The sequence below is a fragment of the Streptomyces sp. NPDC059499 genome (genome assembly GCF_042749285.1).
Taxonomy (GTDB): domain Bacteria; phylum Actinomycetota; class Actinomycetes; order Streptomycetales; family Streptomycetaceae; genus Streptomyces.
This window is the reverse complement of the sequence record NZ_JBHYTT010000010.1, coordinates 23,937-47,196: the sequence shown is the minus strand read 5'-3', so window position 1 is coordinate 47,196 and position 23,260 is coordinate 23,937. Positions and strand designations below refer to the sequence as shown.

General features: G+C 70.9%; 19 protein-coding genes. 7 read left to right on the top strand and 12 right to left on the bottom strand.

Going from position 1 to position 23,260, the window contains the following annotated elements:
* Positions 1-133: 133 nt before the first annotated feature.
* From ACFW9O_RS22795 to ACFW9O_RS22770, 6 genes are all read right to left on the bottom strand, one after another.
* Positions 134-862, bottom strand: coding sequence for an ABC transporter ATP-binding protein (locus ACFW9O_RS22795; protein ID WP_384611971.1), 729 nt, complete (start codon positions 860-862; stop codon positions 134-136).
* Positions 863-873: 11 nt separating this feature from the next.
* Positions 874-1,659 carry an ABC transporter ATP-binding protein gene (locus ACFW9O_RS22790; protein WP_384611705.1) on the bottom strand — a complete coding sequence of 262 codons (786 nt, stop codon included), beginning with the start codon at positions 1,657-1,659 and terminating at the stop codon, positions 874-876.
* Positions 1,656-3,785, bottom strand: coding sequence for an ABC transporter permease (locus tag ACFW9O_RS22785; protein WP_384611704.1), 2,130 nt, complete (start codon positions 3,783-3,785; stop codon positions 1,656-1,658). Before ACFW9O_RS22785 ends, ACFW9O_RS22790 begins: the two co-directional genes overlap by 4 nt.
* Before the next feature lies 1 nt (position 3,786).
* Positions 3,787-4,989, bottom strand: coding sequence for an ABC transporter substrate-binding protein (locus tag ACFW9O_RS22780; protein ID WP_384611702.1), 1,203 nt, complete (start codon positions 4,987-4,989; stop codon positions 3,787-3,789).
* Between the two features lie 131 nt (positions 4,990-5,120).
* Entirely contained in the window at positions 5,121-5,525 is a 405-nt protein-coding gene (locus tag ACFW9O_RS22775) for a roadblock/LC7 domain-containing protein (protein WP_329206458.1), read from the bottom strand.
* Positions 5,522-8,032, bottom strand: coding sequence for a nitrate- and nitrite sensing domain-containing protein (locus tag ACFW9O_RS22770; protein WP_384611700.1), 2,511 nt, complete (start codon positions 8,030-8,032; stop codon positions 5,522-5,524). Before ACFW9O_RS22770 ends, ACFW9O_RS22775 begins: the two co-directional genes overlap by 4 nt.
* A gap of 892 nt (positions 8,033-8,924) precedes the next feature.
* Between ACFW9O_RS22770 and ACFW9O_RS22765 the strand changes: the two genes are divergently transcribed.
* The 4 genes from ACFW9O_RS22765 (at position 8,925) to ACFW9O_RS22750 (ending at position 12,228) form a co-directional block, all read left to right on the top strand.
* Entirely contained in the window at positions 8,925-9,443 is a 519-nt protein-coding gene (locus ACFW9O_RS22765; protein WP_384611698.1) for a toxin-antitoxin system HicB family antitoxin, read from the top strand.
* Positions 9,444-9,524: 81 nt separating this feature from the next.
* Positions 9,525-10,367, top strand: a complete 843-nt coding sequence (locus ACFW9O_RS22760) for a DUF4097 domain-containing protein (RefSeq protein ID WP_384611696.1) — start codon at positions 9,525-9,527, stop codon at positions 10,365-10,367.
* An 86-nt stretch (positions 10,368-10,453) separates the two neighbouring features.
* Positions 10,454-11,440: an ATP-binding cassette domain-containing protein gene (locus ACFW9O_RS22755; RefSeq protein ID WP_384611694.1), complete on the top strand. Its 987-nt coding sequence runs from the start codon at positions 10,454-10,456 to the stop codon at positions 11,438-11,440.
* Positions 11,437-12,228, top strand: coding sequence for an ABC transporter permease (locus ACFW9O_RS22750; RefSeq protein WP_384611693.1), 792 nt, complete (start codon positions 11,437-11,439; stop codon positions 12,226-12,228). Before ACFW9O_RS22755 ends, ACFW9O_RS22750 begins: the two co-directional genes overlap by 4 nt.
* Here ACFW9O_RS22750 and ACFW9O_RS22745 read toward each other — a convergent pair.
* Entirely contained in the window at positions 12,186-12,341 is a 156-nt protein-coding gene (locus tag ACFW9O_RS22745) for a hypothetical protein (RefSeq protein WP_384611691.1), read from the bottom strand. The two genes, ACFW9O_RS22750 and ACFW9O_RS22745, sit on opposite strands and share 43 nt — an antisense overlap.
* Positions 12,342-12,664: 323 nt before the next feature.
* Between ACFW9O_RS22745 and ACFW9O_RS22740 the strand changes: the two genes are divergently transcribed.
* Positions 12,665-16,693, top strand: a complete 4,029-nt coding sequence (locus tag ACFW9O_RS22740) for a molybdopterin-dependent oxidoreductase (RefSeq protein ID WP_384611969.1) — start codon at positions 12,665-12,667, stop codon at positions 16,691-16,693.
* Positions 16,694-16,722: 29 nt separating this feature from the next.
* Here the strand turns inward: ACFW9O_RS22740 and ACFW9O_RS22735 are convergent, their stop codons facing one another.
* From ACFW9O_RS22735 to ACFW9O_RS22725, 3 genes are all read right to left on the bottom strand, one after another.
* Positions 16,723-18,669, bottom strand: a complete 1,947-nt coding sequence (locus ACFW9O_RS22735; RefSeq protein WP_384611689.1) for an ABC transporter permease — start codon at positions 18,667-18,669, stop codon at positions 16,723-16,725.
* 82 nt (positions 18,670-18,751) lie between these two features.
* A complete protein-coding gene (gene modA, locus ACFW9O_RS22730; protein WP_384611687.1) occupies positions 18,752-19,549 on the bottom strand; it encodes a molybdate ABC transporter substrate-binding protein in 798 nt (265 codons plus the stop codon).
* An 86-nt stretch (positions 19,550-19,635) separates the two neighbouring features.
* Positions 19,636-20,031 carry a helix-turn-helix transcriptional regulator gene (locus ACFW9O_RS22725; RefSeq protein ID WP_351172521.1) on the bottom strand — a complete coding sequence of 132 codons (396 nt, stop codon included), beginning with the start codon at positions 20,029-20,031 and terminating at the stop codon, positions 19,636-19,638.
* A gap of 213 nt (positions 20,032-20,244) precedes the next feature.
* Between ACFW9O_RS22725 and ACFW9O_RS22720 the strand changes: the two genes are divergently transcribed.
* The gene (locus ACFW9O_RS22720) at positions 20,245-20,664 is read left to right on the top strand and encodes a TOBE domain-containing protein (protein ID WP_351172518.1); all 420 of its coding nucleotides are present in this window, start codon (positions 20,245-20,247) and stop codon (positions 20,662-20,664) included.
* Positions 20,665-20,798: 134 nt separating this feature from the next.
* Positions 20,799-21,077: a hypothetical protein gene (locus tag ACFW9O_RS22715; RefSeq protein ID WP_351172515.1), complete on the top strand. Its 279-nt coding sequence runs from the start codon at positions 20,799-20,801 to the stop codon at positions 21,075-21,077.
* A gap of 49 nt (positions 21,078-21,126) precedes the next feature.
* On the opposite strand, the gene ACFW9O_RS22710 is transcribed toward ACFW9O_RS22715, so the two are convergent.
* Together ACFW9O_RS22710 and ACFW9O_RS22705 are read right to left on the bottom strand one after the other, a co-directional pair.
* Positions 21,127-21,300 (bottom strand): hypothetical protein, encoded by a 174-nt coding sequence (locus ACFW9O_RS22710; protein ID WP_351172512.1) that lies wholly within the window; start codon positions 21,298-21,300, stop codon positions 21,127-21,129.
* Between the two features lie 630 nt (positions 21,301-21,930).
* Complete coding sequence (locus tag ACFW9O_RS22705; RefSeq protein WP_384611686.1) at positions 21,931-23,235, bottom strand: glycoside hydrolase family 10 protein; 1,305 nt, start codon at positions 23,233-23,235, stop codon at positions 21,931-21,933.
* Positions 23,236-23,260: the final 25 nt, after the last annotated feature.

The window sequence follows — 23,260 nt, the reverse complement described above, 5'->3', positions numbered from 1 at the left end:
CCCAAAACCTGGGGCCCCCCCGGGCCGGGGGGTGGGGGCCCCCACCAAACACCCGGGGGGGGGGGGGGTGGGGCGGGGGGGGGCCCCCCCCCCCCCCCCGGGGGGGGCCCCCGCCCTCGGGTCTCAGACGGTCTCAGACCGCCGTCGGCGAGAGTTCGAGCGCGGCGTGCAGGGCGGTGGCATCGGCACGGGCGTCCGCGCCGTCCATCCGCAGCGTCATCCGCCCCGAGGTGAGGACCGTGAGCGTACGGGCGCACTCGGCCGCCTGGGCCGGGCTCGGGGACACCAGGAGCACGGCGATGCCCTCGTTCGCCAACGTGGTCACCAGCTCCTGGACCTGCCGGACGAGCACGGGCGCGAGCCCCTCGGTCGGCTCGTCGAGCAGCAGCACGCCGGGGGAGCCGAGCAGCGCCCGGGCCAGTGCCAGCATCTGCTGTTCGCCGCCGGACAGATCCGTACCCCGGTTGCCCCGGCGCTCGCCCAGCCGGGGCAGCAGCTCCAGGACGCGTGCGGGGGTCCACACGCTGGGGCGCGTGGTGTCGCCGCGCCGCGGCGGACGGTAGGAGAGCCGAAGGTGTTCGGCGACGGTGAGCCCGGCGAACACGCGGCGGCCCTGCGGTACGAGACCGATTCCGGCGCGGGCCATCCGGTGTGCGGGCTGCCCTGTCATGTCGCGGCCGTCGAGGCGTACGGTGCCGGCGCCCGGACGCATCAGTCCGGCGACGGTGTGGACGAGCGTGGTCTTGCCCGCCCCGTTGTGGCCGACGACGGCGTGGACCGTGCCGGCCGGCACCGACAGGTCGAGGCCGTGGAGGACGGTGCCGCCGTGGTAGCCCGCGGTCAGGCCGGTGAGTTCGAGCATGGGGGCGTCGGTCATCCTCTCTCTTCGGTGCCGGTGCGGTGGTACGCGTCGCGGACCTCCGGGTGCGCGAGGGCCTCCTGGGTCGGACCGGTGACGAGCACTCGTCCGGCCGCCAGCACGGTGACGGTCGTCGCGAGTTGGGCGACGACCTCGACGTGGTGCTCCACCAGGATGACGGCGACACTCTCCGGCAGGTCGCCGAGGATGCCGAGCAGCCGCCCGATGTCGCCGTCGGTCAGCCCGGCCGCCGGCTCGTCCAGGAGCAGCAGACGAGGGTTTCCTGCCAGCGCGGCGGCGAGGTCGAGCATGCGGCGCTGTCCGTGGGAGAGCGTGGAGGCGGGCCGGTGGGCGAGGTCCCCGAGGCCGACGGTCTCCAGATGGCGGCCCGCGGATTCGGTGTGCAGCCGGTAGCGGGACGGGCTGCGCCAGGCGCCCCGGCGCTTCGGGTGGTGCGGCCAGCCGGCCAGGACGACATTGTCCAGCACCGTCAACTCGGATATGACCGTCGGCTGTTGGAAACTCCGGGCGATGCCCAGGCGGCTGCGCCTCGCGCCGGCCGTACGGGTGATGTCCGCACCGTCCAGGGCGATCGTGCCGTGGTCGGGACGGTCGGTTCCGGCGATGAGGTTGAGCAGGGTGGTCTTGCCCGCCCCGTTGGGGCCGATGACGGCGTGCCGGGCACCGGCGGGGAGCCGGAGGCTGACGTCGTCGACGGCGGTGAGACTGCCGTACCTCCGGGTGAGGTGGGTGAGGTCCAGCACCGGCAGTGGTGCCGTGGCGGTCGGTGCGGGCGTCATGGGAAGACCTTCCCGGCGGTGGTCGGGGTGGGTGCGGAGGCGGGCGGGACCGAGGGCCGGCCGCCGGGCCGGGGCCCGTCGGACTCCGGCCCGTTCCGGCCGGATCCGCCGCGCAGGCCGGCCAGACCACGGGGCAGCAGGTACACGGCGGCGACGAACAGCGCGCCGAGCAGCAGCGGCCCGTGGCCGGGCCACGAACCGGCGACCCAGTCCCGGGTGGTGACGATGAGCCCCGCGCCCATCAGGGCGCCGATGACGGACGTCGTGCCGCCGATGACGACCGCCAGCAGGGCGAACGCGGCGATCTCGAAGCCGACGTCGGCGGGGGAGAGGTACTGCTGGACGGTGACCATCAGCGAGCCGCCCACACCGGCCAGCGCGCCGGCGCAGATGTGGGCCACCAGCAGGTAGCGGCCCACCGGGTGCCCCGAGGCGCGCATCCGCGCTTCGGCACCCCGGGTGCCGGTCAGCAGCTTCCCGGCCGGGGAGCGCAGCACGAGCAGAGTGACGGCGACGGCGATGACGGCGACGACGAGTGCGTAGGTGTAGAGCTCGCTCTCCTCGAACATCTCCTCCCCGCCCCACACGGCCCGGGTGGCCGGGAAACCGACGAGACCGTCGGCGCCGCCGGTGACGGACTTGATCTGGTTGATGACCGCGCCGCTCAGCTCACCGATGGCGAGAGTGATCATCAGCACGGTGGTGCCACGGGCCCGGATCACGGCGGGCCCCGTCACCGTGGAGAAGACCGCGGCCGCGAGCGCCGAGAGGAGGATCTGGACCGGCCCCATCGTCCACCCGGCCTCCGCGAGGTTCGCGGTGGCGTACGCGCCGACGGCGAACGGCGCGGTCTGCCCGAGCGTGGGCAGGCCGGCGTAGCCGGTGAGGATGGTGACGCTGACCGCGAGCAGCCCCAGCGCCAGGGCGGAACCGGCCAGCGAGATGCTGTACGCGTCGAGCACTCCCGGCAGTGCGATCAGCACGCCGAGCAGGACGAGCAGCGGGGCGGCCTGCCGCCACGCGGCCCCGCGCGGGAGCCATCCGATGCCCGCGAGCGCGCTCCTGTTCCTTCCGGGAGTAGGCACCGCATCGGTCGAACGGGCCGTTTCCGGCGTGGAATCGGTGTCGCCTGTTCCGGGTCCGGGCGCCGTGGCGACCGGGTCCGCTCCGACCGCCCCGTCCGGCCGCCGTCGCAGCCGCGCGGAGAGGTGGCGGCGGAGCCGGGCCACCGGGTCCCCGGCCGGGGCCTCCGTACCGTGCGCGGCCGCCGGTTCCGCGAAGCGCGAGCGGAGCACCAGCACGGCCGCCATCGCGGCGAAGAGCAGGTACGGCGCCAGGTCGGGCGCCACCGAGATGCCCAGCGTCTGCACCTCGCCCACGGCGACCGCCGCTGCGAGGGTCGCCCACAGCGAGCGAAGCCCGCCGAGCACGACCACCACGAGGGACAGCATCAGCACGTTCTCCGACGTGCCCGGCCCGGGACCGATGATCGGTGCCCCGAGCACGCCCGCGGCACCGGCCAGCGCACCCGCCGCCGCGAGCACACCGGTGTGCACCGCCCGGGGGCTGTGGCCGGTGGTCGCGAGCATCTGCGGATCGTCGGCGGCGGCCCGTACCGCCGCACCCATGCGGGTCCGGGTCAGCACCCACGTGCCGAACGCCGCGAGCAGCACGGCCATCATGATGAAGCCGAGCCGGTACGCGGGGTACCGGTGGCCCAGCAGCGTCACCGAGGAGTCGAGTGCCTCGGGCACGCGTACGGGGAGCTCGTCCGCCCCGAAGAACTGGATGAGCAGGTCACCGCCGACCAGGGCGAGCCCGAACGTCAGCAGTGCTTGAGCGAGATGCCCACGCCCGGCGAGCGGAGCCGTCGCGGCGGACAGCCCCGCCCCGGCGACGCACGCCGCCGCGGTTCCGGCGGCCAGCCCGAGAGCGAGGCCGCCCCAGGTCCCGTCGCTCAGCTCGGCTCCCGTGTAGGCGCCGATCGCGTACAGGGTGCCGTGCGACAGATTCAGCACACCCGCGGTGCCGAAGGCGAGACTCAGACCGGCGGCGACCACGAACAGCAGCAGCCCGTAGGCCACCCCGTCCACCGCCGGTATGAGGTGGGCATCGAGGAGCTCCATGTCAGCCGCCGAGCGTGGCCAGGTCCTGGACCATGACGTTGGCCAGCTGGGCGCCGTCCGGCCGGACCTGGCGCAGGTACCAGGTCTGCACCGGCGAGTGCGCCTTGTCGCCGAACTCCCAGGCGCCGCGGGGGCTGTCGATCTGGCCGAGGCCCGCGATGGCCTTGTTGATGGTCTTGGGCGTCACGTCCCCGCCCTTCACCGCGTCGGCGATCGCCTTGTCCAGTACGGCAGCGGCGTCGTACGACGCCATCGCGTACGTGGTGGGCTGCGTGTCGTGCTCGGCCGTCCAGTCGGCGGCGAACTTGCGGTTGGCCTCGTTGTCGAGGTCGGCCGCGTAGTTCAGGACCGAGTAGATGTCCTTCGCCGCGGGGCCCTGGGCCTGGAGCACACTGCCCTCGGTGACGAAGGCCGTGTACAGCGGCAGATCGGCGATGTCGGACTGGGCGTACTGCTTGGCGAAGTCGATCGCGGCCTTGCCGGCGTAGAAGCAGTACACCGCCTTGGCGTCCGTCTTGGCGATGTCGGCGAAGTACGGCATGAAGTTGGTGGTCTTCGGGAACGGCGTCCAGGTGGTCTTGCCGCCCGGGTTGGCGAGCTTGCCCTTGACCCGCTTGAACTCATCGGTGAAGCCACGCAGTTCGTCGTAGCCGCCCTGGTAGTCGGGGCCGATCGCGTAGACCGGCCCGTCGACCTTCTCCTTGACGTACGGGGCGATGGCCTTGCCCGGCTCGTCGGACAGGAAGCTCGTCGTCCACACGTACTCGAGGTCCTTGATGGGCGGCCGGCCGTTCGACCCCAGGAAGGGGATCTTGGCCTGGTTGACCAGGGGCAGCACCGCGTTGACCGAGCCACCGCTGACGAGCCCCGTCAGCACGTCGACCTTGTCCTTCTTGACCAGCTTGGTGGCCGCGGGAACGGCGGTCGGCGGACCGTCGCCCTCGTCCGCCACGATGAGCTCGACCTTGCGTCCGCCCAGCTTGTTGCCGTGGGTGTTCAGGTAGAGCTCGAACCCGGCTCGCAGTTCGGTGCCGACCGGCTCGTAGGTGCCGGACAGGGAGGCGACCAGCCCCACCTTCACGGTGTCGTCGTCGGCGCCGCTGTCGCTGCTGCATCCGGTCAGGGCCGTCAGGCCGAGCGCGAGCGCGGCGGCGCCGGCCGGCCGGAGTCTGCGGCGGCGGGGAGTGGATATGTCGAAGAACATGGGGGCTCTCATCGGGAGTATCGGGGGCATCGGTCAGAACAGGTGGAACGGGCGGGACTCGCTGTCGAGCGGGCCCGACGCATGGGGTGGCGCCACCGGTCGTACGGCGGTGAGCGCCGTGCGGCCGACGGTCAGCGCGAAGGCGGCAGGCTCGGGTCCCGGACCTGGGGGGTCAGTGAGTCACCGACCTGGTTGATGAGTTCGGACATCATGTAACTGACCTCGCCGATGTCCGCGTCCCTGGTGGTGGTCACCAGCAGCGAGGCGCCGCTGGAGACGGCCATCGAGAACATGTAGCCGCCCTCCATCGCGGTGAGGCTGTGCTCGACGGGATCGGTGTTCGTCAACTGGGCAGCGGCGGAAAGCAGGTTGACGACACCGGACGCGATGGCGGCCAGCCGCTCGGCGTCGTCACGTTCCACACCGGTGTAAGCCAGTGCGAGCCCGTCCACGGACACGGCTATCGCCTGGGTGACTTCCGGGATGCGTCCGGCGAAGCCGCTCAGGATCCAGCTCAGGTCGTTGGGGGAGGTCATTTCTTGGTCCGTTCGGTGTCGTCGTCGGTGGCGGAGCGCCCACGGTTCGTGCTCCTGTTGATCCCCTGCGCGTACGCCGCCAGGACGTCGGAGACCTGCCGGGAGTCCCGGCGGCGGGGCGACGGCCTCGGCGCGGTGGCGCCTGGACGCGGTTCCGCGCCGTCCCGTCGGCCCAAGGTGGGCCACTGCTGAGGGGTGTTGCGCTGGCGCAGTGGCAGTCCTGAGGAGCTGACTCCGGCGATGCGCGAAACCGGTTCGTCGTGCACGGGGTGCGGGGCCGGCGAGGTGCCGCGCTCCCGCTCACGCGTACCGGCGTCGGATCCGCCACTGTGGGACCCGTTGTCGCCGGGAGGCATGCCGCCACCCCGGTTCGCGCCCGGCGTCCTGTCGGCCCGGCCCGGCGTGTAGTCACCGCCGGTGGGTCCGCCGCCGTTGCCGACACCCGCGCCGACGGGGGCGCCTGTACGGTCGGGCCACCCGCCCACTCCGGCAGGCTCCCTGCGAGCGTACGGTCCGGGCGGTGTGACCGGACGGGGCGATTCGTAGCGAACATCGTTGTCACGGCCTTCGTTGCCGTGATCCTCGCCGAACAATCCCGGCTGTGGCGGTGCGACCTCTTCGGGGGCCGCGGCCAGCACCTTCGCGGGCAGGGTGACCTCGGCGATGGTGCCGGGGCCGGACGAGTCGCGCAGTTCGACGACGATGCCGTGGCGCGCGGCGAGCCGTGCCACCACGTGCAGACCCATGGACCGCACGTCTCCGATACCCGCCTGCGGTTCGAGCAGCGCGGCGTTGTGGACGGCGCGGCGCTCCGCGGTGATGCCCACACCCTCGTCGACGATCTGCACGACGGCGCGGTCCCACAGCCGCCACACGGCGACCCCTACCTGCTTGTCGGGCGGCGAGAACCGGGTGGCGTTGTCGAGGAGCTCCGCCAGGATGTGTGCCACGTCGTGGACGGCGCGGGCGGTGACGCCGATGCCCGATTCGACGACGCCGAGAGACACACGGTCGAAGCGCTCGATCTGCTGGGCCGCGGCCACGACGACGGTGGAACACGCGACGTCGGCCGTGCGCACCCGAGCCTGCCCGTAACCACCGAGTACCAGAAGGTTGTTGGTGTTGCGCTCCATGCGGATCGCGAGATGGTCGAGAGCGAAGAGGGTCTTCATCCGTACGGGGTCGGCCTCGTCGCGCTGCACCGTGTCCAGCTCGGACACCATGACAGCGGTCAACTGGGCGCCCCTTCGGGCGACACCGACCAGGGTCTCGGCGAACTGTTCATGAATATGGGCCTGTTGGGCGGCAAGCCGAACGGCCTCGTGGTGGACGGCGTTGAAGGCCTCACCGACCTCGCCGATCTCGTCGTCGCCCGTGGTCCCCACCGGGTTGCCCGTACGCCGCGCCACCTGCTCGGGCGTCGCGCCGCTGAGGGCGCCGGGCTGGGACAGTTCGTTCATCACGGCGGGCAGTCCGGTGTGGGCCACCTCGTGCGCGGCGTTGCGCAGATCGCGCAGCCGTCTGATCATGACGCGACCCAGACGTATGGCGACGACGACGGCACCGACCAGGGTCAGCAGCACCAGGGCGACCTCGGCCCCGGCAAACCACATGAGCGTGGTGCGCGTGTCGGAGACCGTCGCGTAGACGGACTCGTCGATCCGCTTCTCCACCGAACGCAGCAGCGTCTGACGGTCGTTGGAGGCCTTCTGCCACTCCTGCGGAGTGACCGTGATGTCCTTGCCGGCTCCCGTGCGCCCGATCTCGTCCTCGAGTCGTCGGGCCTCCAGCGCCTTGGCGCCGGAGAGGGTGCGCTCGAGCCAGGTCCGCCATTGGCCGGGGCCGAGGTCGAACAGGACACCGGTCGACTCGGTGTAACCCAGCCGGCCGGCGTCGAACGTCCGCTGCGAAGCGGTGGTGAATCCGCCCGCGGCCTGCGCCCTCATCACCGTGACCTGCTGCTGGGCGGTGTACTCGGATGCCTCGGACAGGGCGGCGGCGGCGCGGATCCGGTCCGCGATGTCGGCGTCGACACCGTCTGCCTGCGCGATGCCGTCGCGGTAGCCGTTGAGGTCGGCGATCACGATCCGATAGCCGAAGGCGAGGGCGGAGATGGTGCTGCTGCCCGAGCGCACCTGGGCACGCAGGGCGGGCATCTCGTCGATGAAGCGCTCGATACGGTCCAGGGCGCCCTGTGCACTGCCGGGTACTTCGGACAGGCGCTCGATCTGACCGCGGAATCTGGTGATGCTCTTGTCGGTCGCGTCGGATGTTGCCCGGAACGCTTCCGCGTTTCCTTGCTCGGAGACCAGTGCGGTGGCTGCCGCACGCTCCCTCTGTAACTGGTGGGTTAACTCGCCCGCGCCGGTCGCGGCATCGACCATCGCGGTCAGCCGGTTTGCCTGCAGCGCCTGATTGGTCGCGGGCGCGAGGGCCAGAACCGAGAAGGTGACGGCCACGGTGAGAGGCGCGGTGACGAGGAGGACGAGGCGTCGATTGATTTTCACTGCGCGGCTCCATCGCCGGAACCGGTGCTGAGTATCGGTGACACGCAGATACCTGTTAACGGGTTGTGGGGGTGTCGGTGGGAACGTCGGCACATCGTCTGCACCGATGTGGATGGGACAGACGAGGCAGTTGGGGCAGCTGGGGCCCCAGTGGCGCGGCATGATCCTATGCCGTAGGACGTAGCTACGGATGGGTACAACGTCGAAAAATTGTGCGCAGCAACAGCACCGGAGTAGTCCGACTCGGTCACAACTGCGCTGAAAACAAAGGGCCTTGTGCGCGGGTGGCGCGCTTGACGGAGCCCCGGTGGACCGCGCCTGACCAGCGGTCCGGCATGTCGCGGGAGGTCCGCGGGCCGCTCGCGGAGAGCCCCGGCGCGCCGACTTGACTGCCCGTCCGATGACCGAATGTCGTTGCGGAAAGGTTAGGTCCGTTCGGCGGCCGACGGCGGCGGCGAGCGGACTGTCCTCCACGCGCGGGCGCCGGTGCCGCGCGCGGAGGTGCACGGTCCGGCGCTCCGCAAGGACCTTTCCGTGAAGGGGCAGTGATGATCTGCCGCGATCCGCAACGGAGTGCGCGTGACGGTTCGCGGCGTCCGGACCGGGGTCGCGATCCGCTCCAGCCGCCATGGCATCCGGGGCGAATCTGAAGGGGCAGGCGGATCCGGGTCCGTGGTGCCTACGCGTGGCGCCACGTGGCGCAGCTTGGCGCCATCTGGCGCCACTCGGTGCCACTTCGTGTTCGTGGGAGTGGTTGAGTGGCCGTGTTGCCGCGATCGCCTCAAGGAGTTCCCTTGTATTTGCGCAGGTCAGAGCGCTTCTCTCGGGCAGTGAGCCGACGGTGGCGCCTGGCGGCTTGCAAATGGCGCCATTGTGGTGCCATGATGGCGTCATGGACCTCACGCCTTATGTCGACACCCTCCGCCGCGAACTCGCGGTGGCCGCCGAAGCCGGCGGTGACGAAGCACGCGAGCTGGCGGAGAGGCTCACCGCCCCTCTGGAGTCGGCGACCCGGCTGACCCTGCTCAATGTGCTGTCCGCCGCCATGGACGAGGTCACCCGCGAACTCGCCCCCGGTTCGGTCGACGTGCGGCTGCGCGGGCTCGACCCCGACTTCGTGGTGACACTGCCGCCGGCCGACGGCGGTGCCGCCGCGGAGCCGGCCGGGCCCGCCGAGCCGCTCAGGACCCCGGTCCCGGCCGACAGTGACGAGGGTGGCACCGCCCGCATCAACCTGCGCGTGCCGGCCCACCTCAAGGCACGTGCCGAGGAGGCCGCGACCCGCGAGGGCCTGTCGGTCAACGCGTGGCTCGTACGCGCCGTGTCGGCAGCGGTGGACGGCGGCACCCGGCCGCGTACGACGGAGAAGACCCAGACCATCGGACAGAGCTTCACGGGCTGGGTGCGCTAGCGGCGCCGAGCCCGTACCACCCACACCCACACCACGTCCCACCAGCAGGGACGCCCCAGAGACCCAGAGGACGGGACAGCCATGCCTTCTTTCGACACTCCCGAACCGATCTCGGCCACGGCGCACGTGGAGGCCGGTTCCATCCAGTTCACCGCGGGCGACCGCCTCGACACCGTCGTGGAGGTGCGGCCCCGCGACCCGAAGAAGGACCAGGACGTACGGGCGGCCGACCAGACGGAGGTCACCTTCGCCGGCGGCGCGCTGACCGTCAGGACGCCCAAGGCCAATCTGCTCGGCCGCACAGGAGCCGTCGACGTGACGGTCGAACTGCCCACGGGCTCGCGCGTCGACATGACCGGCTCCTGGAGCCAGGTGCTCGGCGAGGGCAGGCTCGGCGAGGTCCGCGTGAAGACCTCGTCCGGTGACGTCCGCCTGGAGACGACCGGCCCCCTGAACCTGACCGCGTCGCACGGCTCGATCACCGTGGACCGGGTCGAGGGCGCGGCCGAGATCACCACCAGCTCCGGCAGCCTGCGCGTCGGTGTCGTCGACGGCCCCGCGGTCCTGAAGAACTCGCACGGCACCACGACCGTCGGTGCCGTGACCGGCGAACTGCGGGTGCGCGGCGCCAACGGTGACATCGAGATCCGGCGTGCCGAGGACTCCGTCACCGCCACCACCGCCCACGGCACCTTGCGCGTGGATGAAATCGCGCGCGGAACCGTCGAGTTGGAGACATCCTTCGGGTCCATCGACATCGGTGTACGCGAGGGCACGGCCGCCTGGCTCGACGTCAAGTCCAACCGCGGACAGGTGCGCAACAGTCTCTCGGCCTCCGAGGCGCCGGAGGGGGCCGAGGACACCGTCAAGATCCGCGCCCGCACCCGCTGGGGCAACATCGACATCCGCCGCGCCAAGGTCTGAGCCCGGTACCACCGACCGGCCTCACCTCGCATACGCCCTGAGCCACTCAAGACATCGAAGGGGAGGGCCCCGTGCCTTCATATGTCATGCACTCATCAGAAAATGGTGGCGCCGACCCGTCGCCGGCCGCAGTCTCCGCCGTCGGATTGCGCAAGTCGTACGGTGACAAGCTCGTCCTCGACGGCATCGATCTGCGCATCCCGACCGGGTCCGTGTTCGCGCTGCTGGGGCCGAACGGCGCCGGCAAGACCACTGCGGTGAAGATCCTTTCCACGCTCATCACCGCCGACGGCGGGCAGGCCCAGGTCGGTGGTCACGACCTGGCCACCGACCCGCAGGCGGTTCGTGCCGCGATCGGTGTCACCGGACAGTTCTCCGCCGTGGACGGGCTGATCACCGGCGAGGAGAACATGCTCCTCATGGCGGACCTGCACCACCTGTCCAAGCAGGAGGGGCGGCGGGTCGCCGCCGGACTCCTGGAGCGCTTCGACCTCGTCGAGGCCGCCAGGAAGCCCGCCTCCACCTACTCCGGCGGCATGAAGCGCCGCCTCGACATCGCGATGACCCTGGTCGGCAACCCGCGGATCATCTTCCTCGACGAACCGACCACCGGCCTCGACCCCCGCTCCCGCCACAACATGTGGAAGATCATCCGCGAACTCGTCGCCGACGGCGTCACCGTCTTCCTCACCACCCAGTACCTGGAGGAGGCCGACGAACTCGCCGACCGCATCGCGGTCCTGAACGACGGAAAGATCGCCGCCGAAGGCACCGCCGACGAACTCAAACGGCTCATCCCCGGCGGGCACGTCCGGCTCCGCTTCACCGACCCGGCCGCCTACCGGTCCGCCGCCGACGCCCTGCGCGAGGTGACCCGGGACGACGAGGCGCTGTCCCTGCGCATCCCCAGCGACGGCAGCCAGCGCGAACTGCGCTCCATCCTCGACTGGCTGGACTCGGCCGGCATCGAGGCGGACGAACTCACCGTCCACACCCCCGACCTCGACGACGTGTTCTTCGCCCTGACCGACGGAACCGCCATCCCCGACCAGCACAAGGAGACCGTCCGATGAGTGCCCTTTCCCTCGCCGTCCGCGACTCGTCGACGATGCTCCGCCGCAACCTCCTGCACGCCCGCCGCTATCCGTCCCTCACCCTGAACCTGCTGCTCACCCCGATCATGCTGCTGCTGCTCTTCGTCTACATCTTCGGCGACGCGATGAGCTCGGGCATCGGTGACGGCGGGGCGGACCGCTCCGCCTACATCGCCTATGTCGTCCCCGGCCTGCTGCTGATGACGATCGGCTCCACCGTGGTCGGCACCGCGGTGTCCGTCTCGAACGACATGACCGAGGGCATCATCGCCCGCTTCCGCACCATGGCCATCCACCGCGGGTCGGTGCTCGTCGGGCACGTCGTCGGCAGTGTGCTGCAGTCGGTCATGAGCGTGGTCCTCGTGGGCGCCGTCGGCGTGGCCATCGGCTTCCGGTCCACGGAAGCGACCGCCCTGGAGTGGCTGGCGGCATTCGGGCTGCTCGTGCTCTTCGCCACGGCGCTCACCTGGATCGCGGTCGGTATGGGCCTGGTCAGCCCGAACGTCGAAGCGGCCAGCAACAATGCGACGCCGCTGATCCTGCTGCCGCTTCTGTCCAGCGCCTTCACCCCGGTCGAATCCATGCCCGGCTGGTTCCGGCCGATCGCCGAGTACCAGCCCTTCACCCCCGCCATCGAAACCCTGCGCGGACTCCTCCTCGGCACCGAGATCGGCCACAACGGATGGCTCGCCGTCGCCTGGTGCCTGGGCCTCGTGGTGCTCGGCTACTTCTGGTCGACCTCGAAGTTCAACGAGGACCAGAAGTAGCCGCCGATGCCCGTGCGGGCCGGCTCCCGCAACCCGTCCCGCCCCAGGGCGGCGCACCCCGACACCGTGTCGGCGGGCGTCGCCCCGACGGCGTACTCCGTCGCACGCACCACGGCAGGTCCGGCCCCGGAGGTGGGCCACCGCGGTTCGCAGGTGCGATTCTGTGCGGCATGCGGGTGCCGCATCTGCACGTACCTCCGTGGGTTTTCCTGGCACGTGGTTGGTTCCGATCGGACCTCACAGTGCTGGTCCAGCGCATGTGTGACGGGTGTTACCACCCATGATCGGTCGAGGTCACATCGACGTAATGGGCGTTTCGTACCGTCGGGGAGCACGCTTCGACCAACAGAGAGGCCCTTCGGTGCCCCCACAGGATTCGTCGACAGCCGTCTCCCCGATACGGACGGTCTGCTCGTACTGCGGGGTGGGCTGCGGCCTGGTGCTCGACATCGCCTCCGGCCCGGACGGCCGCCGCAAGGTCATCAAGGCGTCGGGCGACAAGGAACACCCGGCGAACTTCGGCCGGCTGTGCACCAAGGGCGTGACAACGGCCGACATGCTCGCAGCCCCCGGCCGGCTGACCACCGCACTGATGCGTCCCGAGCGCGGCGCCGAGCCCGTACCGACACCCGTGGACGAGGCGATCACCGGCACGGCGCGACGGCTACGGACGATCATCGACGAGCACGGGGCGGACGCTGTCGCCTTCTACGTGTCCGGGCAGATGAGCCTGGAGGCGCAGTACCTGGCGAACAAACTGGCCAAGGGCTTCGTGCGGACCAACCAGATCGAGTCCAACTCACGGCTGTGCATGGCGAGCGCGGGCAGCGGCTACAAGCTCTCCCTGGGTGCCGACGGCCCGCCCGGTTCGTACCAGGACTTCGAGAAGGCGGACGTCTTCCTCGTCATCGGCTCCAACATGGCCGACTGCCACCCGATCCTGTTCCTGCGCCTGATGGAACGGGTGAAGGCGGGAGCCAAGCTGATCGTCGTTGACCCGCGGCGCAACGCCACCGCCGACAAGGCGGACCTCTTCCTCCAGATCGAACCCGGAACCGACCTGGCCCTCCTCAACGGCCTGCTGTACCTCCTCCACGAGAACGGGCACACGGACACCGAGTTCATCGACCGGCACACGGAGGGCTGGGAGGCGATGCCGGAGTTCCTCGCGGACTACGCGCCCGACACCGTCGCCGGGATCACGGGCATCCCCGAGGCGGACATCCGCCGTGCGGCGCAGTGGATCGGCGGGGCGGGGGAGTGGACGAGCTGCTGGACCATGGGGCTCAACCAGTCCACGCACGGCACGTGGAACACCAACGCGCTGATCAATCTGCACCTGGCCACCGGTGCGATCTGCCGTCCCGGCAGCGGCCCGTTCTCCCTCACCGGCCAGCCCAACGCCATGGGCGGTCGGGAGATGGGCTACATGGGCCCCGGTCTGCCCGGCCAGCGATCGGTGCTCGTGGACGAGGACCGCGTCTTCGTCGAAGAACTCTGGGGCCTGGAACCCGGCACCGTACGCAAGGACGGGTCCGGCAAGGGAACCGTCGACATGTTCCAGCGGATGGCGGACGGTGACATCAAGGCCTGCTGGATCATCTGCACCAACCCCGTCGCCTCCGTCGCCAATCGCCGGACCGTCATCGAGGCCCTCGAAACGGCCGAACTCGTCATCACGCAGGACGTGTTCGCCGACACCGAGACCAACGCCTACGCCGACGTCGTGCTGCCCGGCGCACTGTGGAGCGAGAGCGAGGGCGTACTGATCAACAGTGAACGCAACCTCACTCTCGCCCGGCCGGCGGTGGAGCCGCCCGGCGAGGCGCTCGCGGACTGGCGGATCATCGCGCGCATCGCCTGCGAGATGGGATACGCCGACGCGTTCACCTACAGCAGCGCCGAGGAGATCTTCGAGGAGATCAAGGGTGCCGCGAATCCGAAGACCGGCTACGACCTGCGGGGCGTGACGTACGAGCGTCTGCGCACCACGTCCGTCCAGTGGCCCGCACCGACGGCCGACGGCCCCGATCGCAATCCGATCCGCTACCTGGGCGACGACGGGCGCCCGGTGTTCCCGACGGCGAGCGGACGGGCCGTCTTCTTCGCCCGTCCGCACGTTCCGGCCGCCGAAATGCCGGACGACGACTATCCGTTCGTCCTGAACACCGGCCGTTTGCAGCACCAGTGGCACACCCTCACCAAGACCGGCAAGGTCGCCAAGCTCAACAAGCTCGATCCGGCACCGTTCGTCGAACTGCATCCCGAGGACGCGGGCCGGCTCGGGATCGAGGAGGGGGACTCGGTCGAGGTCGCCTCCCGGCGAGGCCGCGCCGTCCTGCCCGCCGTGGTGACGGACCGGGTGCGGCCGGGCTGCTCCTTCGCGCCGTTCCACTGGAACGACCTGTTCGGCGAGTACCTGAGTGTCAACGCGGTGACCAGCGACGCCGTGGACCCGATCTCCTTCCAGCCCGAGTTCAAGATGTGTGCGGTGACCCTCACGAAGGTCGCCACCGCAGTCAGCATCTTCCCCGCACCCGTCGTCGCCGCCCCCGTCGCGGACCCGGTCGTGGTCGTGCCGACCACGATCCGGTCCGGCGCCGCAGCCGTGTTCGGGCTGGAGGACGCACCGCCGCCCGTACTCGCGGAACACGAACGCCAGTACCTGGTCGGGTTCCTCGCCGGTCTGCCGTCGGGCATGCCCGGTGTCCCGGTGCTCCCGGCCGGTGCCCCGTTCGCCGCGGAGCACGAACGCTGGGTGAACGGGGTGCTCGCCGGCATGTACTCGCGTGCCCCGCAGCCCACGGACGAACCGGCGGCGCAGGCCCCCACGGGCCGTGACGTGGTCGTGCTGTGGGCCTCGCAGACCGGCAACGCCGAGGAGTTCGCCGTGGCCGCCGCGTCCCGGCTCGCCGAAACCGGTCACCGGGCCCAGCTCGTCGGCATGGACGAGGCGGATCCGCGCGCCCTCCCGCCCGCGGCCGACCTCCTGCTGATCACCAGCACCTTCGGGGACGGTGACGCGCCCGACAACGGCTCCGGCTTCTGGGAGGCGCTGACCGCCGCCGACCTCCCACCCCTGGACGGCCGACGGTACGCGGTGCTGGCTTTCGGCGACTCCTCGTACGACGACTTCTGCGGGCACGGCCGGCGCTTGGACCAGCGGCTCGACGAGCTGGGGGCCGTACGCCTCGCCCCGCGCGCCGACTGCGAACCCGACTACGAGCCCTCCGCCCATACCTGGCTGGACCAGGTGCTGGCCGGCCTCACCGCACAGCCGACGGCCGCCGCGCCACCGGCCGCCGCCTTCGCTGCCGCCCCCGCCGCCGCACCCGTCCGCAGCGCCAGGCCCGCACCCGCGACGGCCCGGCTGGCCGGCAACCGGCTCCTCAGCCTCCCCGGCGCGGGCAAGGAGGTCCGCCGGTTCACCTTCGACACCCGGGACGCCGACTCCCCTCTCGCCTACGAGGCCGGTGACGCCCTCGGCGTACACCCCGTCAACAGCATGGATCTGGTGGCCGAATGGCTGGCGGTCACCGGTCTCGACGCCACCACCGCCGTCGATGTCGCCGGCCTCGGCGAGGTCCCGCTGGCCGACGCCCTGCACCGGCATCTGGACATCACCCGGCTCACTCCGGCCCTGCTGGGCTTCATCACCGAGCGCACGGGCGACCGGGCCCTGAAGAAGATGCTGCGTCCCGACAACAAGGGCGAACTCGCCCGCTGGTCCTGGGGCCGTCAAGCCGTGGACGTCCTCGCCGAGTACCCCGTCCGCGCCACACCGCAGGAGTGGGCAGGCATCCTCAAACGACTGCAGCCCCGCCTGTACTCGATATCGTCCAGTCCGCTCACCGACCCCCACCAGGTGTCCCTGACCGTCTCCGTCGTCCGGTACGAGAACCTGCACGGCCGTCCCCGCAACGGGGTGTGCTCGCCCTACCTCGCAGACGCCGCCCCCGGCGCCCCGGTGTCGGTCTTCGTCCAGCGCGCCCCGCACTTCCGGCCGCCCGCGGGCCCCGATACCCCGATGGTGATGATCGGCCCCGGTACCGGCGTGGCTCCGTTCATCGGCTTCCTCGAGGAACGCCGCGCACACCGCCACCGCGGCCCCAACTGGCTCTTCTTCGGCGAACAGCACCGGGCCACCGACTTCTACTACGAGGAGGAGCTGACAGCCTTCCTCGCCGACGGCACCCTCACCCGCCTGGACACCGCCTTCTCGCGCGACCAGCGCGCCAAGGTCTACGTACAGGACCGGATGCGCGAGCACGGTGCCAAGCTGTGGTCCTGGCTCCAGGACGGCGCCCACTTCTACGTCTGCGGGGACGCCGCGCGCATGGCCAAGGACGTCGACCTGGCGCTCCGCGACATCGCGGTCACACACGGCGGCCTCGATCACACGGGCGCAGCCCTGTACGTCAAGCAGCTCGCCGCCGACAAGCGCTACGTCCGCGACGTCTACTGACCGGCGGACCGGCGGGCCGCCGGGCCGGCTCAGAGGGCGACGACGGTTGCCTCCGTGGCCTTGACGCTGGTCCAGACGGGAGTCCCCTCGACGAGACCCAGTTCGGCGACGGCCTGCGGCGTGATCTCCGCGACGAGGTCCGGTGCCCGGTCCGAAGTGATCAGGACGCGCAGCCGGCTGCCGCTGGTGGTGATCTCCCGAACGGTGCCGGGCCAGACGTTGCGGGGGCTTCCGGTCGGCCTGTCACGGTGTACGGCGACGGCCTCCGGGGCGATGACCGCGAGGGAGTCGGTGCCGGCCGGGAGCGGCTCCGCGGCCACGAGGGTTCCGCCGCCGGTGAGTCGTATGCCGTCGGCGGTGGCGACGCCGGGCCAGGCGTTGCGGCCGAGCATCCGGGCGACCCAGGGGGAGCGGGGGTGGCGGGTGACCTCGGCGGGCGGGGCGTCCTGCAGGGCCCTGCCCTCGTCGAGTACGAGGACCCGGTCGGCGAGCGCGACGGCTTCGACGGGATCGTGAGTGACGATCAGGCACACGCCGCCGAAGCTGTCGAGATGGCGGCGAAGGGTGTGCCGGACATGGGCGCGGGTGGTCTGGTCGAGGGCGGCGAGCGGTTCGTCGAGCAGGAGCAGCCGGGGACGGGCGGCCAGGGCCCGGGCGAGCGCGACACGCTGGGCCTGGCCTCCGGAGATCTGAGCCGGCCTGCGGTGTGCGAGATGACCCACGCCGAGACGGTCCAGCCACTGCTGGGCGCTGTGGCGGGCTTCGGCGCGCGGCACGCCGTGGGCGCGGAGCCCGTACGCGGTGTTGGCCAGCGCGTTCATGTGGGGAAAGAGGGCTCCGTCCTGCGGGACCCAGGCCACGCCCCTGCGGTGCGGCGGGAGCGCGGTGACATCGGTGTCGCCCAGCCTGAGTTCGGCGTGCGCGCGTGGGGTGAGACCGAGGAGCGCGCGCAGCAGCGTGGTCTTGCCCGCGCCGTTGGGGCCGACGACGGCGATGGTGGTTCCGGCGTCCGCGTCGAGGGTGAGGTCGTTGAATCCGGTGACCGTGGTCCGCAGCGGCCAGCTGTCACCGGTACCGGCGGGCGCGTGCGCGTCCTCCGGAGCGTGCGCGTCCCCCTGAGGGGCGGGACCCGGATCGGCTGCCGGAGTCCGCGGCAGGGCCTGCGCCGTACTCGGGGTGCCGGTCCAGCGTCCGCGCAGTGCGATGAGCACGACCATGGCGATGGCCAGCAGGAGGAGGGAGACCGAGGTGGCGGCCTCAGGGTCGTCCTGGAGCAGCAGATAGACCTGGAGCGGCAGGGTTTGCGTGGTGCCGGGGAGGTTCCCGGCGAAGGTGATGGTCGCGCCGAACTCACCCAGGGCCCTCGCCCAGGTCAGCGCCGCTCCTGCGGCGAGCCCGGGGGCGACCATGGGCAGGGTGACGGTGAAGAACACCCGTACCGGCGAGGCCCCCAGGGAGGCCGCGGTCTCCTCGTAGCGGGGACGCAGTCCGCCGAGGGCCCCTTCGAGGCTGATGATCAGGAACGGCATCGCGACGAAGGTCGCGGCGAGGACGGCGCCGGAGGTGTGGAACGGCAGGGTGAGCCCGAACGTGTCCTCCATCCATGGCCCCAGCAGCCCGCGCCGGCCGAAGGCCAGGAGGAGTGCGACACCGCCGACCGTGGGCGGCAGCACCATCGGCAGGAGGACGAGCGAGCGGACGAACGCCTTGCCGGGGAAGTCGACGCGGGCCAGCAGCCAGGCGAGCGGGACACCGAGGACGACGGAAAGGCCCAGTGCCCAGGCGGACACGATCAAGGACAGCGTCAGCGCTTCGGTCGTCTCGGGGGTGGTCAGATGAGCCCCCAGGTCGCGCCAGGAGGTGCGGGCGAGAATCCCGACCAGTGGCAGCAGCAGGAAGGCGATGGCCAGCAGTGCGGGGATCGCCAGGGCGATCGGCGCGCGGGGGCCGGTTGCGCGGCGGCGAAGGCGTGTCATCGAAGGTCCCCGATGCTGGAAGTGCCCTGCGGGCGGCCCGGCCCCCCGGACCGGGCCGCCCGCAGGTGGGGGCGGTGGCCTGTTACGGCTGCTGGAAGCCGGCGGCGGCGAGGATCTTCTGCGCCTCGGGTGTGGACAGCCACGTCACGAACGCGGTCGCGGCCTCGCTGTTCCTGGAGGTCTTCAGGGTCGCCGCCGGGTAGGAGGCGACGGCGTTCTGGGCGTCCGGGATGTCGATGGCATCGACCTTGTCGGTGGCCGCGGCGGCGTCCGTCCTGTAGACGAGACCGGCATCCGCCTCGCCGAGCTCGACCTTGCTGAGGACGGCGCGGACGTTGGGCTCCTGGGAGACCGGCTTCACCTCGATCTTCTGTGCGTCCAGGATCTGCTTGCTGTAGCGCCCGACCGGCACCTCGGGGGCCGCGAGCACCACCTTCAGCTCGGGGTCGGCGAGGTCCTTCAGGCTCTCGACCTTCTCCGGGTTGCCCTTGCCGGTGGCGATCACCAGACGGTTCTTCGCGATGACGGTCGGCGTTCCGGTGTCCGACTTCAGCCCGTCCATCGTCTTCGTGTCCGCCGTGACCAGGGCATCGGCGGGTGCGCCCTGCTTGACCTGGGCGGCGAGTTCCTGCGAGCCGGCGAAGGAGAACGTCACCTCGGTTCCGGGGTGCTCCTTCTCGTACGCGGCGCCGGCGGTCTTGAAGACATCGGTGAGCGATGAGGCGGCCAGGACCGTCAGATCGGCCTTTGGCGCCCCGGAGGCGGTGGCCTTCTCGCCCGAGTCCGCGGCGTCGTCGCTGCCACATGCGGCCAGGGGCACGAGGAGGGCCGCTGCGAGGATCGCTGCCGCGGTCCGGCGGCCGGAGAGAGTGAAGGACATGAGGGTGGGACTCCTTGGGGACGCGGTGGCCTGGGCGGGTGGATGAGCCGCGTCAGGACGGCGACGCCGCTGGGTGGGGCAGTGGATCAGGTGCGGTCGATGTGCACGTTGGTCGACTTGACGCGGGCGGTGGCCTGCATGCCGACCTCCAGTCCCAGTTCCTCGACCGCTTCCCGGGTCAGGAGCGACACGAGCCTGTGCGGGCCGGCCTGGATCTCCACCTGGGCCGCGACGTCGCCGAGCTTGACGGCGGTGACGATGCCGGGGAAGGCGTTGCGGGCCGAGGTGTACGACGTCTCGTCCTCACCGACGCCCCCTTGGGCGACCTCGATGGCGAACGCGGCCAGGTCCCGGCCGTCGATGAGGCGGCGCCCGCTCTCCTCGCGGTGGGTCGCGACCCGGCCGGCGTCCGCCCAGCGGCGGGCGGTGTCGGGGCTGACGCCGAGCAGACGCGCTGCCTGACCGATCGTGTAGGACTGCATGTGCGACAGATTAGATGAACTGAGTTCGTATTTACAAAGCTTGATACGAAACTCCATGGCATATGCGTTCCTGCCTGGAGGATGGCCCGAAGGTCGGCGAGGCCGATCCGGGCAAAGCCACGTGAAGGATGTCTGCCACGTGAAGGATGTCTACAGTGAAACGGCAGACCAGGAAATACCTGGCATTTCGCTACGAATCAGAGGCGTCACCTCATGAGTCTGAGCATCCGTAACCAGATCCCCGGTACCGTCACCGCCGTCACCACGGGTGCGGTCATGGCCACCGTGAAGGTCCGCCTGGCGGGCGGCCAGGAGGTCACGGCCGCGATCACGCTCGAAGCCGTCCAGGAACTCGCCCTCACCGAAGGGGTCGCAGTCCGCACACTGGTCAAGTCCACCGAGGTGTCCCTGGCCACCGGCACCGTCACGGGACTGAGCATCCGCAATCAGATCCCCGGCACCGTCACCGACGTGGCCACCGGCGGTGTCATGGCGAGCGTCAAGGTGTCCGTCCAGGGCGGCGAGCTCACCTCCGCGATCACCGAGGACGCGGTGACCGACCTCGGCCTCGCCCCCGGAATGCCCGTCGTCGCCCTGATCAAGTCGACCGAGATCTCTCTGGCGGCCAGCTGATCCCCGGCTCGGCCCCCAGGTGCCGCTCCCACGTCCCACCGCCCGGCCCCGTCAACGGCGCGCACCGATCGCCGCGGCTACGCTTGACCAGGCGACGCGGAAACCGTGAAGCGCGCCGCAGGGAGGCCACTTCCATGGGGCAGCGCCATCATTTCCACACCGACCACGCGGGCCACTCGGTCACCGCGACCGTCCAGACGGGCCACACCGTGCACGTCGAGGTACTGGTCGACGGCAAGGAGACGGGATCGGTCACCGCACACGGTGACCGACCGATCGTCGTACACGTGGAACTGCCGACCGACCCCCCGGAAGCGGCCTCAGTACGCGTGAAGCCGGGCCCCGGCGTGCCCAGCTGCCTCTTCGAGACGCCGGACGCCGAACCCCGGATCATGTCACCACGCGCATACTGACGGCCCGGACTTCCCTGGGCCGCAGGTTGGTCGGCCCGAAGGGCGCCGGTCAGTTGTGCCCGAACTTCCGTTCCTTCTTGTGCGAAACGGTCTCCCCGATCGCACGCGCCGCGTCGGGCGTGGTCGCCGACGGCGTCTGTTCCTTCGTCTCCGCGGTGGCGGCGCTGCGCTCATGGCCGCCGGTGCGTGCACCGCGGTTCTGCCGGCTCTGCTTCTTGCTCATGATCATGCCTCCTGCCATCGTCCTGAACGATGGGGCACCTCCAGATTCGCATGTGCGTACGAAAGGCGCATGTCAGGAAGAACCGAGCACGCAAACACAACGGAGCAGGGCCCTCAACCTCCCAGGGCCCACCGGGCCACTGCGATCGCGCTGAGGATCAGCGGCGGCAGCAGCCACCAGGGGCCCATCGAAGTCCCAGAGAAGTCCCAGGAATGTCCCATGCTCCGAGGACTGGGCAGCCACCCGCACACCCAGGAGGTCGCGCCGAGACGCGGTCGCGGCCAGGACTGCCTCCTGCTGTTCCGGTCGGACGACGGGTGGTTTACCCCGGGGCGGTGGAGTGGAGCGCGGCGAGAGCCTCCCGCAGGCCGCGGCCGAGGGTTGGCGGAGGACGTGGGGCTGGCGGCGAGCCCCCAAATGCTGGGGCAGCCTGTGGCGTGGATCGGCGGGTGGGCTGATCTGGATTGGCGTCGGGGCTGGTTCGAGGCCGTCTTCTACCTGCACCGGCCTCCGAGTGAATACCGCGTCGACTCGTCCGGTCTCCTGCCGCACGAGCAGGCGACGATGGCGGAACATCACGGGTTCGGCCCCCGGCACGAGAGCTGGGGGCCGGACCGGGAGGGGTGTGCGTCAGCGACGCGGGGCGTGGACCCGCTGCTGGTAGTGGTCGGCCACCAGCCGGCTGACCGCGCCCAGCGGGTCCTGCGGAAGGAGCTTGGCGGAGAAGTACATGTGCCCCCTCACCTCGCGGTAGTCCTCGCAGAACGTGAGGTGCCGGGAGAGTTCCGCGGGGTCGAACCAGGCGGCCGGCTGCCCGGTGACGCCCACTTTGTAGAGAGCCTCCCCGATGTAGAGATTGACGCCCGTCCCCCGGACGACATCCGCCCACCACGGCACGAGCTTCGCGTAGTCGGCCACCGTGAACCCGATGTTCCAGTACACCTGCGGCACCACGTAGTCGATCCAGCCCTCGCGGACCCACTTGCGGGTGTCCGCGTACAGGTCGTCGTAGGTCTCCACGCCACCTGCGGTGGCCGAACCCTCCGGGTCCGTGGAGGAGTTGCGCCAGATAGCGAAGGGGCTGACGCCGAACTGCACCCGGCGGCGGATGCGCCGGATGCCCTGACCGAGTTCCTGGATGAGCAGGTCGACGTTGTTGCGCCGCCAGGCCGCCTTGTCCGTGAAGTCGCCGCCGTACTCCTGGTACGCCGACTCGTCACCGAACTCCTGCCCCACCGCGGGGTACGGGTAGAAGTAGTCGTCGAAGTGCACCGCGTCGAGGTCGTACCGGCGTACGGCGTCGAGGATGGCCTCGGTGCAGAAGCGGCGTACCTCGGGGATGCCGGGGTTGTAGTACATCTTGCCGCCGTAGGTGACGAGCCACTCCGGATGCAGTTTCACCGGGTGGTCGGCGGCCAGCTTCTCCGCCTTGGTGTCGTTGCGGACCCGGTAGGGGTTGAACCAGGCGTGCAGTTGGAGGCCGCGCGCGTGGGCCTCGCGCACCGCGAAGCCCAGCGGATCCCATCCTGGGTCCATGCCCTGGGTGCCGGAGAGGAACTCCGACCACGGCTCGAAGGGCGAGGGCCACATGGCGTCGGCCGTCGGTCGGGCCTGGAAGACCACGGTGTTGAGGTTGCGGGCGACGGCCTCGTCGAGCCGGGCGAGCAGCTGCGCCTGCTGCTCCCCGGCCGTCAGGCCCTGGCGGCTCGGCCAGTCGATGTTGGCCACGGTGGCCACCCAGCTGCCCCGCATCTCCGGCTTGCCACCGCCGGAGAAGCCGCGGGCCGGGTCTGCATCGGCGCTGAGGGCCGTGCCCGTGGCGCCATCCGCCGCGAGCGCCTGCCCGCTCAGGGCCACCGCGCCCACCGCGCCCGCCACCGCCGTGCCGAAGCGCCTCCGGCTCAGGTGCTGTGATCCCTCGGGGTTCCCGCTCATCATGTGGTCCTCCGACGCTGCGTCA